General features: G+C 63.7%; 17 protein-coding genes and 1 tRNA gene. 15 read left to right on the forward strand and 3 right to left on the reverse strand.

Annotation, left to right across the window (positions count from 1 at the left end; genetic code table 11):
* Window positions 1-20: 20 nt before the first annotated feature.
* Window positions 21-857: a DUF3667 domain-containing protein gene (locus ACN0X9_RS12450; RefSeq protein WP_417487898.1), complete on the reverse strand. Its 837-nt coding sequence runs from the start codon at window positions 855-857 to the stop codon at window positions 21-23.
* Window positions 858-1,046: 189 nt separating this feature from the next.
* Here ACN0X9_RS12450 and ACN0X9_RS12455 point away from each other — a divergent pair, with 189 nt between their 5' ends.
* The 9 genes from ACN0X9_RS12455 (at window position 1,047) to ACN0X9_RS12495 (ending at window position 8,739) form a co-directional block, all read left to right on the forward strand.
* Window positions 1,047-1,976, forward strand: a complete 930-nt coding sequence (locus ACN0X9_RS12455; protein WP_417487899.1) for a Gfo/Idh/MocA family protein — start codon at window positions 1,047-1,049, stop codon at window positions 1,974-1,976.
* 40 nt (window positions 1,977-2,016) lie between these two features.
* Window positions 2,017-3,675, forward strand: coding sequence for an NAD+ synthase (locus ACN0X9_RS12460; RefSeq protein WP_417487900.1), 1,659 nt, complete (start codon window positions 2,017-2,019; stop codon window positions 3,673-3,675).
* A 358-nt stretch (window positions 3,676-4,033) separates the two neighbouring features.
* Window positions 4,034-4,549, forward strand: coding sequence for a hypothetical protein (locus ACN0X9_RS12465; RefSeq protein ID WP_417487901.1), 516 nt, complete (start codon window positions 4,034-4,036; stop codon window positions 4,547-4,549).
* Entirely contained in the window at window positions 4,546-5,040 is a 495-nt protein-coding gene (locus ACN0X9_RS12470) for a hypothetical protein (RefSeq protein ID WP_417487902.1), read from the forward strand. The genes ACN0X9_RS12465 and ACN0X9_RS12470 overlap by 4 nt, the downstream gene beginning before the upstream one ends.
* A gap of 28 nt (window positions 5,041-5,068) precedes the next feature.
* Complete coding sequence (locus ACN0X9_RS12475; protein WP_417487903.1) at window positions 5,069-5,536, forward strand: hypothetical protein; 468 nt, start codon at window positions 5,069-5,071, stop codon at window positions 5,534-5,536.
* Between the two features lie 44 nt (window positions 5,537-5,580).
* Window positions 5,581-6,918 carry a glutamate--tRNA ligase gene (gene gltX / locus ACN0X9_RS12480; protein ID WP_417487904.1) on the forward strand — a complete coding sequence of 446 codons (1,338 nt, stop codon included), beginning with the start codon at window positions 5,581-5,583 and terminating at the stop codon, window positions 6,916-6,918.
* A 290-nt stretch (window positions 6,919-7,208) separates the two neighbouring features.
* Window positions 7,209-8,147, forward strand: a complete 939-nt coding sequence (locus tag ACN0X9_RS12485) for an alpha/beta fold hydrolase (protein ID WP_417487905.1) — start codon at window positions 7,209-7,211, stop codon at window positions 8,145-8,147.
* Between the two features lie 2 nt (window positions 8,148-8,149).
* On the forward strand, window positions 8,150-8,539 hold the full coding sequence (locus ACN0X9_RS12490; protein WP_417487906.1) for a hypothetical protein: 390 nt from the start codon (window positions 8,150-8,152) through the stop codon (window positions 8,537-8,539).
* On the forward strand, window positions 8,536-8,739 hold the full coding sequence (locus ACN0X9_RS12495) for a helix-turn-helix transcriptional regulator (RefSeq protein WP_417487907.1): 204 nt from the start codon (window positions 8,536-8,538) through the stop codon (window positions 8,737-8,739). Before ACN0X9_RS12490 ends, ACN0X9_RS12495 begins: the two co-directional genes overlap by 4 nt.
* Here the strand turns inward: ACN0X9_RS12495 and ACN0X9_RS12500 are convergent, their stop codons facing one another.
* Window positions 8,740-9,339 (reverse strand): TIGR00730 family Rossman fold protein, encoded by a 600-nt coding sequence (locus ACN0X9_RS12500; protein WP_417487908.1) that lies wholly within the window; start codon window positions 9,337-9,339, stop codon window positions 8,740-8,742.
* 120 nt (window positions 9,340-9,459) lie between these two features.
* On the opposite strand from ACN0X9_RS12500, the gene ACN0X9_RS12505 reads away from it, so the two are divergent.
* The 4 genes from ACN0X9_RS12505 (at window position 9,460) to ACN0X9_RS12520 (ending at window position 14,499) form a co-directional block, all read left to right on the forward strand.
* Window positions 9,460-10,470 carry a LysM peptidoglycan-binding domain-containing protein gene (locus ACN0X9_RS12505; RefSeq protein WP_417487909.1) on the forward strand — a complete coding sequence of 337 codons (1,011 nt, stop codon included), beginning with the start codon at window positions 9,460-9,462 and terminating at the stop codon, window positions 10,468-10,470.
* Window positions 10,471-11,147: 677 nt separating this feature from the next.
* Entirely contained in the window at window positions 11,148-13,043 is a 1,896-nt protein-coding gene (locus ACN0X9_RS12510) for an ABCB family ABC transporter ATP-binding protein/permease (protein WP_417487910.1), read from the forward strand.
* 56 nt (window positions 13,044-13,099) lie between these two features.
* Complete coding sequence (locus ACN0X9_RS12515; protein ID WP_417487911.1) at window positions 13,100-13,780, forward strand: hypothetical protein; 681 nt, start codon at window positions 13,100-13,102, stop codon at window positions 13,778-13,780.
* Window positions 13,777-14,499, forward strand: a complete 723-nt coding sequence (locus ACN0X9_RS12520) for a prephenate dehydrogenase/arogenate dehydrogenase family protein (RefSeq protein WP_417487912.1) — start codon at window positions 13,777-13,779, stop codon at window positions 14,497-14,499. The genes ACN0X9_RS12515 and ACN0X9_RS12520 overlap by 4 nt, the downstream gene beginning before the upstream one ends.
* 72 nt (window positions 14,500-14,571) lie before the next feature.
* On the opposite strand, the gene ACN0X9_RS12525 is transcribed toward ACN0X9_RS12520, so the two are convergent.
* Window positions 14,572-14,647 (reverse strand) — tRNA-Asn (locus ACN0X9_RS12525).
* A 368-nt stretch (window positions 14,648-15,015) separates the two neighbouring features.
* On the opposite strand from ACN0X9_RS12525, the gene ACN0X9_RS12530 reads away from it, so the two are divergent.
* Together ACN0X9_RS12530 and ACN0X9_RS12535 are read left to right on the forward strand one after the other, a co-directional pair.
* The gene (locus ACN0X9_RS12530; RefSeq protein WP_417487913.1) at window positions 15,016-15,366 is read left to right on the forward strand and encodes an Mpo1-like protein; all 351 of its coding nucleotides are present in this window, start codon (window positions 15,016-15,018) and stop codon (window positions 15,364-15,366) included.
* A gap of 36 nt (window positions 15,367-15,402) precedes the next feature.
* Complete coding sequence (locus tag ACN0X9_RS12535) at window positions 15,403-15,543, forward strand: DUF2256 domain-containing protein (RefSeq protein ID WP_417487914.1); 141 nt, start codon at window positions 15,403-15,405, stop codon at window positions 15,541-15,543.
* Window position 15,544 lies beyond the last annotated feature (1 nt).

Here is a 15,544-nt window from a genome sequence, read left to right on the forward strand (position 1 = left end):
CCAACTCCCGTTTGTGATTTTTATGATGAGGATAATTCGGCAAACGCTTCTGGCGACAGCAGCGCCAGGAGGTGCAGGCCGAATGAGTGCTCCAGCACCCAGTCGATCGTGATGTAGGTACCGATTATCGTGATCAACATGGTGATGGGTAAAAGGGCGACAAGTCCGGCGAGGCGCAAAACCAGGGCGGTGACCGATTTGCCGTAAAGTCGGGCCAGCAAAATGCCGGCATATACATAGAACACCGCCAGTGCGATCACCATGCCGGCCGCCATGCCGGCCCCGCCCAGTGTATGCAGCGGGATCAGGGCGATCATCACAATGAAGCTGGTATTGGTGACGGCAAGATAGATTTGCACATGCCCCCAGGTCGGAATCGATGGCCGGAAAAGCTTGAGCGCGATCAGGTAGGGCAGGGAAGACAGGACGGTGAGTGGCCACAAGGTGAGCGACTGGACAGCCCTCAACTCGGCCTCGACCCTTTCCAGGGTAAGTGGCGTGTCGAACTCCATGCGCGTCGTTGTCAGCCAAGCCGCGACATCAATATCGGGTTCCGTTGCTGTCATCGACTCGATCGTCGCGGTCACCGGGGTGCCGAACAGGGCCGCCGCGACAAACTGGAAGGAGAACAGCGCGATGAAGACGCGGATCGGCGACAGGTAGCGCTCATAATCGCGCTCGATCCCGGCGGTGGCGACCGTCACCGGCTTGAGGAAATAGTCGCGTATGGTCCGGAAAATGCGCGCATCAACATCGAAGACCGCGATTGAAAGGGAATCCAGCGGCGTATCGCCGTCGCGTTTGCCGGGGCCTTCCAGATTGCCAGGGCCGTCCTGATCGCCTTGAGTTTCCGTCACGCACTTTCCCCCCGTCTCGGCGGTATCCTAGGCCGGGCCGGTTGTGGTGCAAGCCGCGATTGTTGGGCCTCGCGACTGACGATCGCAGCGTCTGCCCTGCAATCGCCCGAAACAAGTGGTGATGCATGGGGTGCTTGATCGTGACAGCCGCAGCGCTATTCACGGCGGCATCAATCGAGGTTTTTGTTCATGACATCCAATTCTCGCATCCTGCGGACCGGCGTTGTCGGTGCCGGCGTGTTCGGCGGCTTCCATGCGTCGAAATATGCGGCCAATGAGCGGGTCGAGCTGGTGGGAGTCTATGAACCGGAGCTGGATCGCGCGCGGGCGCTGGCCGACAGGCATGGCGTCAAGGCCTATGACAATTTCGCCGATTTCCTGTCAGGCGTGGATGCCATCACCGTCGCCAGCCCGGCGGTCCATCACTTTGAAGCGGCCGCCACGGCGCTGGCCCTCGGCAAACATGTCCTGGTAGAGAAGCCGATTGCAGCGTCGGTCGAGGAGGCGCGGGAGCTGATTGCCCTGGCATCCCGGCACGGCTGTGTGCTCCAGGTCGGTCATCAGGAACGCTTCGTTTTCAACGCCATGGGCCTGTTCGCGGTTGATGCCACGCCGAAGAAGATCACGGCCAGCCGGATGGGCCCACCATCCGACCGTTGCCTCGACGTTTCGGTGACCCTCGATCTCATGATCCATGATCTGGACCTGGTGATCGCATTGTCGGGCAGCGCGGTGAAGACGGTTTCCGGACAGGTCGATGAGGGTCGCTTCGGACATCCCGACATAGCCCGTGCCAGCCTGGTGTTTGACAATGGCTGCGAGGCCGAACTGACTGCCAGTCGGGTCCATCACGAGCGCGACCGCAAGATGCGTGTGGAGTATGAGAATGGAGTTCTGGACATCGATTTTGTCGCCAAGACGTTCGAGAATTCCACGCCCTACAATCTCAATCCGGATTTTGCGGACGATCCGATCGCGAAGGATTCACTCGGTGCCAATGTGTCGGCCTTCATTGCTGCCGTCCTGGATGGCGGGCCGGTCGCCGTACCGGGAATCGCGGGATTGCGGGCGCTCGACGCTGCACGGGCCATCGACGGCGCCCGGAGCTACGGCTCCTGACCCTCTTGCGGGGACCTGCGGCGCGGTCTAAATCGCGGCCATGACAGATCGCATCATCCTCGTCACCGCCCAGCTCAACCCGGTCGTCGGGGATGTGGCGGGCAATCTGGCCAAGGCCCGCGCCGCGCACGCTGAAGCGAAGACGCGCGGCGGCGACATGGTCGTCTTCCCGGAAATGTTCCTGCTCGGCTATCCGCCCGAGGATCTGGTCCTGAAACCGTCGGCGGTGGAGGCCTGCCGGTCTGCCCTCGACGAGCTGGCAGCCATCACCCGCGACGGGCCGGCGATCCTGATCGGCCTCCCGTGGCGGCAGAACAAGCGCCTGCACAACGCCGTGGCCCTGCTGGATGAGGGCCACCTGGTCGCCCTGCGCTTCAAGCGCGAGCTGCCCAATTATGCGGTCTTCGACGAGAAACGCGTGTTCGAGCCGGGCCCGATGCCCGACATCGTCAAATGGCGCGGCATAAAGCTGGGCCTGCCGATCTGCGAAGACCTGTGGCTGGGTGACGTCCCTCAGGCGCTGATCGACAAGGGCGCCGAGATGATCATCACGCTCAACGGCTCGCCCTGGCGCCGCACGATCGAGCGTGAACGCAAACAGGCTTTCTCCGGCTGGTTTGACAATTGGGCCTCACCCAAGGCGATGATTTTCGTCAATCAGGTCGGTGGCCAGGACGAGCTGGTTTTCGATGGCGCCTCCTTCTCGCGCGACAGCGAAGGCCGCGAAGTCCAGCGTCTGCCTGCCTTTGAAGAAGCCATTGATGCTGTCGAATGGGTCCGCACCGACAAGGGCTGGTTCGGTGCCGGCGGCCAGGTCGTCTCGGTCAAGTCAGATCTCGAAGCCGACTGGAAGGCGATGACCCGGGCGCTGGGCGATTATATCGGCAAGAATGGCTTTCCCGGTGTTGTGCTGGGCATGTCCGGCGGGATCGATAGTGCGATCTCGGCGGCCATCGCGGTCGACGCGCTGGGCGCCGACAAGGTCTGGGCGGTGATGATGCCGTCGAAATACACCAGCCAGGAAAGCTTCGAGGACGCCAAGGCCTGCGCCGAGGCGCTGGGCATTCGCTATGACATCATCGATGTCGAGCCGACCATCGCCTCCTTCAACGCTATCCTGTCGACGCCCTTCAAGGGCACCCAGCCGGACACGACTGAGGAAAACCTGCAATCGCGGGCCCGCGGCGTGGTGCTGATGGCGCTGTCCAACAAGTTTGGCCCGATGGTGCTCTCGACCGGCAACAAGTCGGAAATGGCGGTTGGCTATGCCACCCTCTATGGCGACATGAATGGCGGCTATAACGCCCTCAAGGACATCTACAAGACGGAGGTCTTCGAGCTGGCCTGGTGGCGCAATTCGGCCAATCACCAGGTCGGTCTCGGCCCGGTCGGCCAGGTCATCCCGGAACGCATCATCACCAAGCCGCCCTCGGCCGAGCTGGCCGAAGACCAGAAAGACCAGGACAGCCTGCCGCCCTATGATGTGCTGGATGCCATCCTCTACGGCCTGATCGAGGAGGAGCGTTCGGTTCGCGACCTTGTCGCTGACGGTCATGACGAGGCCGAGGTCAAGCGTATCGAAAACCTGCTCTACCGCGCCGAATACAAGCGCCGCCAGGCCCCGCCCGGCGTCAAGATCGGCCCCAAGAATTTTGGCCGCGATCGGCGCTATCCGATCACCAATCGCTTCCGGAACTAGGTTTCGGCCTCACCGCCTCACACAATATTTGTCATCCCTGATGAACGCCCCGCGCAGGCGGGGCGCAAGTCAGGGACCTATGTGGCTGCGACCTGTTGGGTCCCCGTCTTGCGTCCGGCCTTTGCCGGACATCCAACGGGGATGACAAGGCTTGTCGGTTGTTGGTTTTGAGAGCGCCTGCCCAGCCCCACCACCTGCGTCACCCCGCCACATTCGTTACGTCGGTTATTTCTGTCAAAACAGAAAAGTACGAATGGAGGTGGATATGACCGCATATGGCAGGCTCCCCGGAACGCTCCCGCGAACGCTGGCCCGGAACGCTGTCCGGATGGCGCAGCGGGATGTCGTTCTTGACCGCATGACGAACCGCAACACCCCGGGCGCGGGTGCCGACAGGGCCGTGACCGGCTCTGTGACGCCACCCCGCACATGCAGCCCGGTGGTCGCCTGGCTCACCGGTTGCGCGGCCACGGCTCTGACCGGGTACTGGGCAATCGGTGTCGCCGATCTTGCCGGCGGGCAGAGCGAACCTCTGGGCTTTCTGGCCGTGTTGGCCGGCGCTCTGCCTGGGGCCTTGGCCTATGCCGCGTTGGTGGCCTTCCTGACCGCCATTCCCATGCCGCTCCTTGTCCTTGCCGAACGCGCCGCACATTGGCGGCGTGGCGCATCGGATTTCCTCACCGCGGCCTTGATGGGGGCGGTACTGGCCCAACTGTTCGGCTGGCCGGTTCTGGACGGTCCGCGCGGCATCGCGCTGACTTTGTTCGCGGCCTTCAGCGGCGGCGTTGGCGGTCTGGCCTACTGGCTGGCCGCCGGGAGACCCGGCCCGTGCAGAGGGGATGGAGAGATTGGGCTCGGGAGGGCACCGGCATGACGACGATCTGGAAGACAGCGTTTGGTGCGGACCCCTTGCAGGCAATCGGGGCCTGGATGGTTGCCTGTTATGTGGCGGGCGCGGCAGTTTCGCTCGAGTTTGGCCTGTACCAGGGTATTGTCGTCGAAAACGCGCTGGCGGCCGGATTGAGCACGATACTGATCGCACCGTTCTTGGGCTTTCTCGTCGGCTTTGTCGTGGCCTTCTTCACAGCCATACCCGCGTTGATTCTGACCAGTGTGATCCGCGCCATCCGCTGGCCCCGTCCCCTTGCCGACATGATCGGTGGCGCCGGTCTCGGTGCCGCGTTGATTGTTGGGATAAGCGGGGTGGCGATAACCAGGGGGGGCAGCTGGAGCGGCTGGCTGACCGTGGCAGGTTTCGCCCTCGCCGGCGCCATCAGCGGTTGGGTTTATTGGCGCGTCGCCGGGCGGCCTCGCCCGAATGATCCTCTGCCGCAGAAAATCGTTCAGGATCATGTCTTTGATTGATAAGAGTAAGGCCGGGAAGGGGATCATCATGACCACACCGACACGCCCGTCACTGAGCCTCGCCGGCTCGATGCGCAATATCCTGGCCTGGCTGGCCGCCGCGGTCGCGTCCGGGCTGACAGTCGTCATCGGCTTTGCCTTGCTGGCGGTCATCGAGGCGGAAGGCGGCGTCGAGGCCGAGGCCGAATTCCTGCAAGCCCTGATCCCGGCCAGCCTGTTCATCGGCGGCTATATCGCGATCCTGACCGCCCTCCCGACGGTGATCCTGACCTGGGTCCGGCGCTGGCGCGGCTGGTACGGCCTGCCCGTTCACCTGCTGATGGGCGCCCTGACCGGCGGCGCCGCCATCCAGGTCTTCGGTATGCCGCTCTCCTACGGCCTGGAAGGCGTGCCGATGACCGGTTTCTTCGCAGCGACCGGACTGGTTGGCGGCGGGGTGTATTGGTGGCTGTCGGTGCGGCCCCATCCGCACCCCCCGCTTGCCCCTTTGCCCTGACAGCGCTAAGCCCTGCGCCTCAATCTCTGTGAGGCTCCACGTCGATGACCAAAGTCCGTTTTGCGCCCAGCCCGACCGGCAAGCTTCATGTCGGCAATGTTCGCACCGCGATTTTCAACTATCTGTTCGCGCGCAAGGCCGGGGGCACTTTTGTGCTGCGCATTGACGATACCGATGTCGAGCGCTCGACCCAGGCCTATGAGGACGGCATTCGCGCCGACCTGACCTGGCTGGGCATTTCCTGGGACGAGACCTTCAAGCAGTCGGACCGGTTTGACCGCTATGAGGCCGCCGCCGAGACCTTGAAAGCCAAGGGGCTGCTCTATCCCTGTTATGAAACCGGCGAGGATCTCGACCGCAAACGCCGCCTGCAAATGGCCAATGGCCGGCCGCCGGTCTATGACCGCGCCGCCCTGGACCTGACCGACGCCGAGAAGGCCGCCTTCGAGGCCGAGGGCCGCAAGCCGCATTGGCGTTTCAAGCTGTCAGGCAATCCGGTCCAGTGGGACGACATGGTGCGTGGACCCGTCTCGATCGAGACGTCGTCGCTGTCTGACCCGATCCTGATCCGCGAGGACGGCTCCTTCCTCTACACCCTGCCCAGCGTGCTGGATGATATCGAGTCGGAGATCACCCACATCATCCGCGGCGAGGACCACACCACCAATTCCGGCGCCCAGATCGAGATTTTCGAAGCGCTTGGCGGCAAGGCCCCGATCTTTGGTCACCAGGCGCTGCTGGTCGGCGCTGATGGCGGCAAGCTGTCCAAGCGGACGGGCTCGCTGGGTATTGCCGATTTGCGTGATGTCGATGGGCTGGAGCCGATGGCGATCATGTCGCTGCTGGCCCGCATCGGCACCTCGGACCCGGTCGAGGCCTTTGCCGATGTCGAGGGCATTCTGGAAGGCTTTGACCTGGGCAAGCTGTCCCGCTCGCCGGCCCGCTTTGATGATGAAGAGCTGAAGCGCGTGAATGCCAAGCTGCTGCATGCCATGCCCTATGCCAACGCCCAGCCGAAGCTGGCCGCGCTTGGGGCCGACAAGGGTGAAGCCGTTTGGGAAGCCGTGCGCCCCAATCTGGACGTCATGGCCGATGCCAAGGCGTGGGCCGTGCTGATCGATGGTCCGGTGACGCCGGTGATCGAAGAGGCGGACTATGCCGAAGCCGCCGCGCAGCACCTGCCCGCCGGTGAGCTCGATGGTGACAGCTGGTCGGCCTGGACCAATGCCCTCAAGGAGGCGACCGGCCGCAAGGGCAAGCAGCTCTTCATGCCGCTGCGCCTGATGCTGACCGGTGAGGCCCGGGGTCCCGAAATGGCAGTGTTGCTGCCCCTGATCGGTCGCGACAAGGTGCTCAAGCGTCTCGCGGGTGAGGCGGCCTAGCCTTCCGGCTCGGTCAGCGCTTTCACGCGTCTTGTCATCCCCGCTGAATGTCCGGCGCAGGCCGGACGCAAGGCGGGGACCCAACTATCTGCCACATATAGGTCCCTGACTTCGCCCCGCCTTCGCGGGGCGTTCATCAGGGATGACAACCCGGGCAGGGTTGCGCCGAGCATCCTTGCCCTGACAATTTGACATGTTTTCATTTCACTTTGTCAGGTTGTCTTGACTTCTACGCTCCGTAGTGTCAGGTTGACATGACACTAAGTCATGCAAAGCTGATGGAGCAAATGATGAAAGCTGGTGGGAACGGAAAGATCAGTATCGGTGCCTGGATCGCAATTGTGATGGCGAGCGTGGTCGGCGCCATCGGGTCGCAGGCTGACGGGCAGGGGCCCGATCCGGTGATGTCGGCGTCGGTGCAGGTGGAGCGCTTGGGTTCGCCCGCTGGCCGCGATCTGGTTCTCATTCCTGGCCTGGCAACACCGGGTGAGGTCTGGACCGACACCGTCGCGACCCTTGGCGACAGTGTGGATGCCCATGTCGTGACACTGGCAGGGTTCGGCGACGTCCCGGCGGTCCCGCGCGGTGAGGCTGGCGTGGTTGGCAGCGCGGTGGCCGATCTGGCTGCCTGGCTGGAGGCCGAGAATATCGAAGACGCGGTGCTGGTCGGTCACTCCATGGGTGCACAGATCGCGCTGCAGCTGGCCGCGCAGGCGCCTGATCAGGTAGGCGCGGTTGTCGTGGTCGACAGCGCCCCCTTCTTTGCTCGCCTGTTCAATCCGGCGATCACGGCGGACCAGGCGTCTGCCTATGCGGCGGGCATGTCGGCGCAGATGGCAGCAGCACCGCGTGAGCAATTCCTGACCATGTCGCGTCAGGGCCTGCCGGTGCAGTCGATCACGACCGAGGGTCAGGCCCGGGTGATGGGCTGGATGGAAATGGCCGACCAGGCCGTTGTCAGCGCGGCCATGGGCGAGGTGATGGGCTCGGATTACAGCGCGGTCCTGCCGCAAGTGTCGGTGCCGGTGACGGTGATGTTCGCCTGGAGCGAGGGATCGCCGATGAGCGCGGAGCAACTCGAATCTGTCTATGCAGGCCAATATGCCGGTCTGGCGCAGGTTGAGCTGATGCGGGTTGATGACTCGCGCCATTTCATCATGCTCGACCAGCCGGACCTGTTCCGCTCGGCTCTGGGCGCTGTCATCGGGCGCCCTGAAGGGGAGAATTGATCATGGCGAAGAACGCACGCCTCTACATGATCCGCTTCGGCGGCTCGATGCTGGCCTACATGCTGGTCCTGATCGGCTCGGTGACCTGGCTCGGCGCCAATGAGACCGGCCCACTGGTCCGCGGCGTTGTCGCGCTGCTGCCGGTCATCCCCGGCCTGTTTGCCCTGTGGGCGGTGATCGTCTTCTATCGCTCGCTGGACGAATTCAAGCAGCGCATCCTGGCCGAAGCGATGATCATTTCGGCGCTGCTTTTGGGCTTTGGCAGCTTTGCCTATGGCTTTCTGGAAGGGGCGCTTGGCTTGCCGCCCGTCCCCACGATCTGGATCTTCCCGGCCCTGATCGGTCTGTGGGGTCTGGTTGGCTGTTTCCAGAAATACGTGGTGTACCGGTGAGGAACCGTCTCCGCGTCCTGCGCGCCGAGCGGCGCTGGAGCCAGGCGGAGCTGGGCGAACGTGTCGGCGTGTCCCGTCAGGCGATCAATGCGGTCGAGACGGGCAAGCACGACCCGTCTCTCACGCTCGCCTTTGCTCTGGCCGGCGCCTTTGACCTGACTATCGAGGACGTGTTCGACCCGCATGGAGAGGCGGACTGATCAGTCCGCGCTGTCGGTCCTCGCCGAATCCTGCCTGTCCAGCTGGGAGATGATGCGCTTGATTGCGACCTCTGCGTCGTCAATCAGCTCGACATGATCGGCCAGTGACTGAGGCGTGAACCCTTCGCGCACCGTGTGGGCGATCAGGTCGATGAAGGGGGCCCAGAAACCGTCCGTGTTGAGGAAGACGATCGGCTTGTCCTGCAGGCCCAGCTGCTGGCGCGAGATGACGTCGAACACTTCCTCCAGCGTCCCGGTACCGCCGGGCAGGATGATATAGGCGTCACTCTCGGCGATGAGCAGGCTCTTTCGCTCGCTCATCGTCTCGACGATCTTGATCTCGACGCCGTCAAGATGGCCCTCACGGGCAATCAGGAAGCCGGGAATGATGCCATGCACCGCGCCGCCTTCCGCCGCGGCTGTCGAGGCGGCGATCCCCATCAGACCGACATCGCCGCCGCCATAAACCAGGCGGCAGCCCGACTGCGCGATCGCGCATCCGACCCCAGCCGCCGCGCCAGCGTAGGATTGGCGTTCACCCATCCGTGATCCGCAGAAGACACCAATCGACCTTAGTTTTGCCATCGTGACATCACTCATATTTGCTTTATCGGATCGGGATGCTAATTGCCGAAGGTCGGCGGCGCGAGGATTGCATCCAGTTCTTGAGCGCCGGAGTACATATTCGTACTTTGGCTGATGGATGACAGGAGACAGGCCATGACCGCCACGCGGTCGTTTATCATCGCTGCAGCCCTTGCCGCGCTGGCGATCGCCGCCGCGCTGGCCTTCATCATGTATCGTCCGGGGCCGGTCGAGGACAGCGCAGGCGGGCCGGTCGTCGGCAATCCTGTGTCCCCCGCTGGCACGGTCGCAGAGCCCGACCCCAGCGCCGCCATGCTGGCGGCGCCGGTCTTTGACATCGTTCGGGTCGCGCCGGCCGGCACGGCTGTGATCGCTGGACGCGGCGAACCGGGCGCCTCGATCCGGCTTCTGGCCAATGACGACGTGCTCGAATTTGACAGCAGCGATGGTCGCACCGATCACATGCTCATCGATGAGCGTGGCGAGTGGGCGATCATCCTGCAGGACCCGCTGCCATCGGGCGCTGTCGAGCTGTCCCTGCTGATGACCGCGCAGGACGGACGCGAGCTGCGGTCCGACCAGGTTGTTGTCGTATCCATCCCCGAACAGCGCGGCCCGACGCCGCTGGTCGTGGTCGGCCGTCCGGGTGAGGCCAGCCGTGTCTGGCAATGCCCGTCCTGCTCCAATTCCGAGATGGGCCCGCTGGTTCTCGAAACTGTCGATTATGACGAGACCGGTGCGGTCATCTTCTCCGGCCGAGCCGATGCCGGCACCACGGTGCGTATCTTCGCCAATGGTGCCCTGGTCGGTGAAGCCACGGTCGGTCGCAATGGCCGCTGGAACCTGCAGGCCGGTGCGCTTCTGGCTCCGGGTGTCTACGACCTTCAGATCGACCAGGTCGACGAGGATGGCCAGGTCAGCGCCGTAATCGTTCTGCCGTTCGAGCGCGTCGCCGCGGAAGATCTCAACATGGGGCCCAATTCGGTTGTTGTGCAGCCGGGCAATTCGCTCTGGCGCCTGGCCCGGCGCCTGTATGGCGAAGGTGTGCAATACACCGTCATCTACGAGGCCAATCGCGACCAGATCCGCGACCCCAACCTGATCTATCCCGGACAGGTGCTCGAAGCACCGGGTGAAGACGGGTAGGGTGATCGAGCTTCCGCCTGATGACGCTGTTGAATGGGTCGAAGTCGGAAGTGCTTGCGCGACCGAAAACGGCACCGAAAGCGATCAAGCGACACTGATCGCGCACGCACGCGAATTTGTCTCGGTCGGTGAAAGGGTATCCGGTCCTCGCTGGCACCACGAACAGCTTTGGCAGGCTTGCCGATTGACGGGCCAAGTGATTGTTGACGACGAAGTCTGGCGCTTCGAGGCGGGGTTGAGCGGTGACGGCTGGGTTCAACGAATTGGTGATGGGGCAGAGTCGAAAGTCCTTTGCTATGATTGTGAAGCGTGGACCGCGCCAGCCGAATGTCGAGGGGCCGCGTGTTAGCGCGCAGGCATTCATTCATCTCATGCCAGCCAAGGGGCCTCAGGGGTTCAGCCGCGTCAAGGTCGCCTTCGGCGCCGCAACGCGGGCATGCACCTTGACGCGGCAGAACCCCTGAGGCGAGCTCCCGGCAAGCGTTGTATGGGGCTCTCTGAGCGACCGCGCGGACTTTCGAATTACGATACTTCACGGTCATCCCCCCGGATGCTCGCTGCGCGATCCCCGTGGGATGACGCGCGGTGTGGTGTTTGGATGGGCGGCGATGGTGCCTGCCCGCGGTCGCAGCCTCTCCTCTGGCGCTTGCGTCACCGACGCCCTATCTCTGCCCACAATGAAACCGACAGCTCCCGATAGCGCGGAAGACGCCAAGCAAGCGCCGCAAGGCTCGCTCGGCAAGACGATGTGGCGGCTATTTGCGTTGCTGGCCTCGCCGGAGATGGCGAAATGGCGCTTCCGCATGGGGCTGGCGCTGGTCCTGACCATCATTGCCAAGCTGTTCTCGGTGGCGGCGCCGATCCTGTTCGGTGACGGCATCAACCTGATTGTTGACGCGACGGGCAATGCTCCGGCCTCGCAGGCGGGCCAGATCAGCACCTTGTGGCCGGGCCTGCTGACCACCTTTACCCTGGCTTTCATCGCCTATGCGGCGGCGCGTTTCCTCTCGGTCGGTGCGCCGCAATTGCGCGACGCCATGTTTGCGCCGGTCAGCCAGGACGCCCAGCGCCTGACCGCCGTACGGGCATTCGCCCATGTCCAGAGCCTGTCGATCGGCTACCACCAGACCAAGCGCACCGGCGCGCTCCAGCGGATCATCGAGCGCGGCGCCCGCGCCGTTGATTTCCTGATGCGCTTCCTGATCTTCAACATCGCGCCGACCCTGTTCGAGCTGACCCTGGCGGCGATTGTGCTCAGCGCCAATTACGGCTGGGAATTCGCGGTCATCGCGGTGGTCACCATCATCATCTACATGGCGCTGACCTGGTCGATGACCGAATGGCGCGTCGGCATACGCCGGCAGATGAATGATGCCGACAATGAAGCCTCCGCCCGCGCCGTTGACGGGCTGATCAACTTCGAAACCGTGAAAGCCTTTGCCGCCGAAGAGCGCGAGAGCGATGCCTATAATGGCGCGATGAAGCGCTATGCCGGGGCGGCGGCTAAGTCGCAGTCGTCGCTCGCCCTGCTCAACGGCCTGCAGGCACTGATCATGAATGCCGGCCTGCTGGCGATGGCCCTGACGGCCGGCTGGAAGGCGTTCAACGGCGTGCTGGGCGCTGGCGATGTGGCGGCGGTGACGCTGGTGCTGATGAATATCTACCAGCCGCTCAACATCCTTGGCTGGGCCTATCGCGAGATCAAGCAGGGCGCGGTCGACATGGAGCGGGTCTATGAGACGCTGGCGCTGAAACCCGATGTCGCCGACGCGCCGAACGCCCGCCCATTGGCCCTTCAGGGCGGTGCGGTGCGCTTTGACGATGTGGGCTTTACCCATGATGGCCGCTCGCGCTCGCTGGGCGGTGTGTCGATGGACATTCCGGCCGGCAGTTTTGTCGGCATTTGCGGGCCGTCCGGGGCCGGCAAGTCGACCGTGTTGCGCCTGCTGTTCCGCTTTTATGATCCCGAGCAGGGATCGGTCTCGATCGACGGCCAGGACCTGCGTTCGATTGCCCAGGCCAGCCTGCGCGATGCGCTGGGCCTGGTGCCGCAGGACGTGGTGCTGTTCAACGACACGCTGCGGGCCAATGTGATCTATGGCAAGCCGGAAGCCAGCGAGGCCGAGATCGCCGACGTGCTCAAGCGGGCCCATCTCAGCGATTTTGTCGCCGGGCTACCGGACGGGTTGGAGACACGGGTCGGCGAGCGCGGGCTGAAACTCTCTGGCGGTGAGAAACAGCGGGTCGGTCTGGCCCGGGCGATCCTGAAAGACCCGGCCGTCCTGATTCTCGACGAGGCCACCTCGGCGCTCGACAGCCAGACCGAGAGCGAGGTGCAGGCCGCCCTGAGCGAGGCGGCCGCGGGGCGCACCACCATCGCCGTCGCCCACCGATTGTCGACCATTGCCGGCGCCGACCGGATTTTCGTGCTCGATGCCGGGCGGGTCGCCGAAACCGGCAGCCATGACGAACTCCTCGCTCGCGGCGGTCTCTACGCCGACATGTGGCGCCGCCAGAGCGAGGCGGTATCCGCCGCTGTGGTCGGCCCTGTAGCGGTTCCGGTCGCCGAATAGACATTGTCTTTGCCGTCCGTCTGCCTAGTCTGGCGACAGCAGCGCGGGGGCGTCTCATGGACATGGTTGTGGATGGTTGGTTGGCTTTTCGGGCCAGCGGCTTTGGCAGCGCGGTGACGTCCGTGGAGGCGCAGCGTATCTATGCGTGGATCGCATTGGCCCTCGGGTTTGTCGGCTTTGTCGGACTGGCGCGCCACCAGTTGAAGATTCTGGATGGCTTTCGGGAAAGCGAATTATTGCTGCGAAAACCCGGCCGCGCGCCCAAGCGGCCCGAGTCGATTGACCGGCGTATTGCGGAGTTGCATGCGACCCGTGACAGAGCGCGTGCCCAAGCCTTTTTGCGTGCGGCCGGCCTGCTTGTCCTCGGGATTGGTGGGCCGTCTTTGCTGCTGTTCACGATCATCTGGTCGCACAACTGGCTGCTGCCCGGCTATGCCGACCCGGTTGCCGGTGCGGCAGGGTATCCGGCCTCCATTCCCGCTATCCTCACATTCCTCGCAGACCAGGTCTTTCGCGGCGCGCTTGGCGATGTGCCGGAAGTGTTCGGATTGGGTTTTGCCCCGCTCGAAAACAATCCGGCCAATCTTGTGGTTTCCGGTCTGGTTGCCATCTATCGGGCAACTGCGAGCCTTGTGTCGGTTGGAATTCTCTACCTCTTCTGGCGGATATGGCGCGGATCGCGCGAAGTCGACCGCGTTGTCGCAGCGCTGGCCAGGGCACGCGAGGTTGCGGCATGAGCGACACGACCGCTGTCGGCCTGATTGGCCTGGGTGCGTTCGGACGCCTCGCAGCAGCCCATCTCTCACCGCATCTCGACCTGGTCGCCCATGACCCGGCGATTGCGGACATGGATGGTATTGCCTGTGCCCCGTTGGCCGAGGCAGCGTCGCGGCCGGTCGTCATCCTTGCAGTGCCCGTCCAACTGATCGCGGAGGCCTGCCAACAGATCGCCCCGCACCTGCCGGAGGGCGCGCTGGTCCTCGATGTGGCTTCGGTCAAGCTCAAGCCGATGGCGGCGATGCGGGCGCATTTGCCGACCGGAACGTGCATCCTGGGCACCCACCCGCTGTTCGGACCGCAAAGTGCGGCAGGCGGTCTGGAGGGCCAGTCTATCGTCCTGTGTCCCGAACCGGGCGTTGATTCGTCTTGTGTCGCCGACTTTCTGCGCGACGATCTGCGTCTGCACGTTCACATCTCTGACGCCGATACCCATGACCGCACCATGGCCAGCGTGCAGGCGCTGACCCATCTGGTGTCAAAGGTCATCACCGACCTGGATCTGCCGACCGCGCCCTACACGACGCGCAGCTATGACCTGCTCAAACAGGCCGCGGATCTGGTCGCCGGTGACAGCGATGAGCTGTTCCGCGCCATCGAGCGTCACAACCCGCATGCCGGCGAATTGCGGGAGCGCTTTTTCCAGGCGGCGCGAGCGTTGGACGAGCGGTTGGAGTAGGGCGTTTCGGCCACGAAAAAGCCCGCCGGGTGGCGGGCTTGTCGACCCCTTTTCAGGGGTGTCTCTCGAGAGTGGCTCCTCGGGACGGGCTCGAACCGCCGACCCGGTGATTAACAGTCACCTGCTCTACCAACTGAGCTACCGAGGAATACCGTCTCTCAAGCGAGGCCCGGCTTTTATCAGAGCTTTTGCTCCGGGCGCAAGCACCCTGCTGCGCAAGAAGCGCAAACTGTGTGCAAAAAAAATCGGGAGCCGCGAGGGCTCCCGAAAAGGCATTGGGTGGATGGTGGGGTGTCTTCACGGGAAGACGCCCCTAAAATCGGGCCTGAACCCTTAAGGACGGGTTAATGGGTGAGGCCAAATTAGGCATTTGGTTTATCGTCATTGCCGAATTCCTAATGGATTCATGGAAATGCGTGGATAAGTCGAGACGATTCATTCACCATGACCCGGCCCGGTCTGGGCTTTGCGAACTGCCAGTCCGGGCACCGGGCGGGCGAATCACCGGAGATGACCATGCGCGAGCACGCCACATTCCAGTCCTTCTGGCCCTTCTATCTGCAAGAGCACGCCAAGCTCTGGACCCGTACCTGGCACTTTGTCGGCTCGACCCTGGCCATTGCGGTCTTGATCTACGCGCTGGTGACACAGACCTGGTGGCTTTTGGCCGCCGTTCCGGTCTCGGGCTATTTCTTCGCCTGGGTCAGTCATGCCTTCGTCGAGCGCAACAAGCCGGCGACCTTCACCTATCCGCTGTGGTCGCTGGTTGCCGATTACCGCATGTATGGCTGTTTCCTGACCGGCCGCCTGGACGCCGAGCTCGACAAGGCAGGGGTGCCAACCGGACGCCAGGCCGACGAGGTCTGACTTTCCCGTGACGCGCCGGGCCCTATCTCCGGCTTGATGAGCCGCCAGTCCAAGCGAAAACCAAAGCCCGCCAAAACCTGTGCCGCTTGCGGGCGCCCCTTCGAGTGGCGTCGCAAATGGGCGTTGGTCTGGAATGAGGTGAGATTTTGCTCGCAGCGATGTCGTCGGGCGCGCTGAG

This window comes from Maricaulis sp. (assembly GCF_048268525.1).
GTDB lineage: Bacteria > Pseudomonadota > Alphaproteobacteria > Caulobacterales > Maricaulaceae > Maricaulis.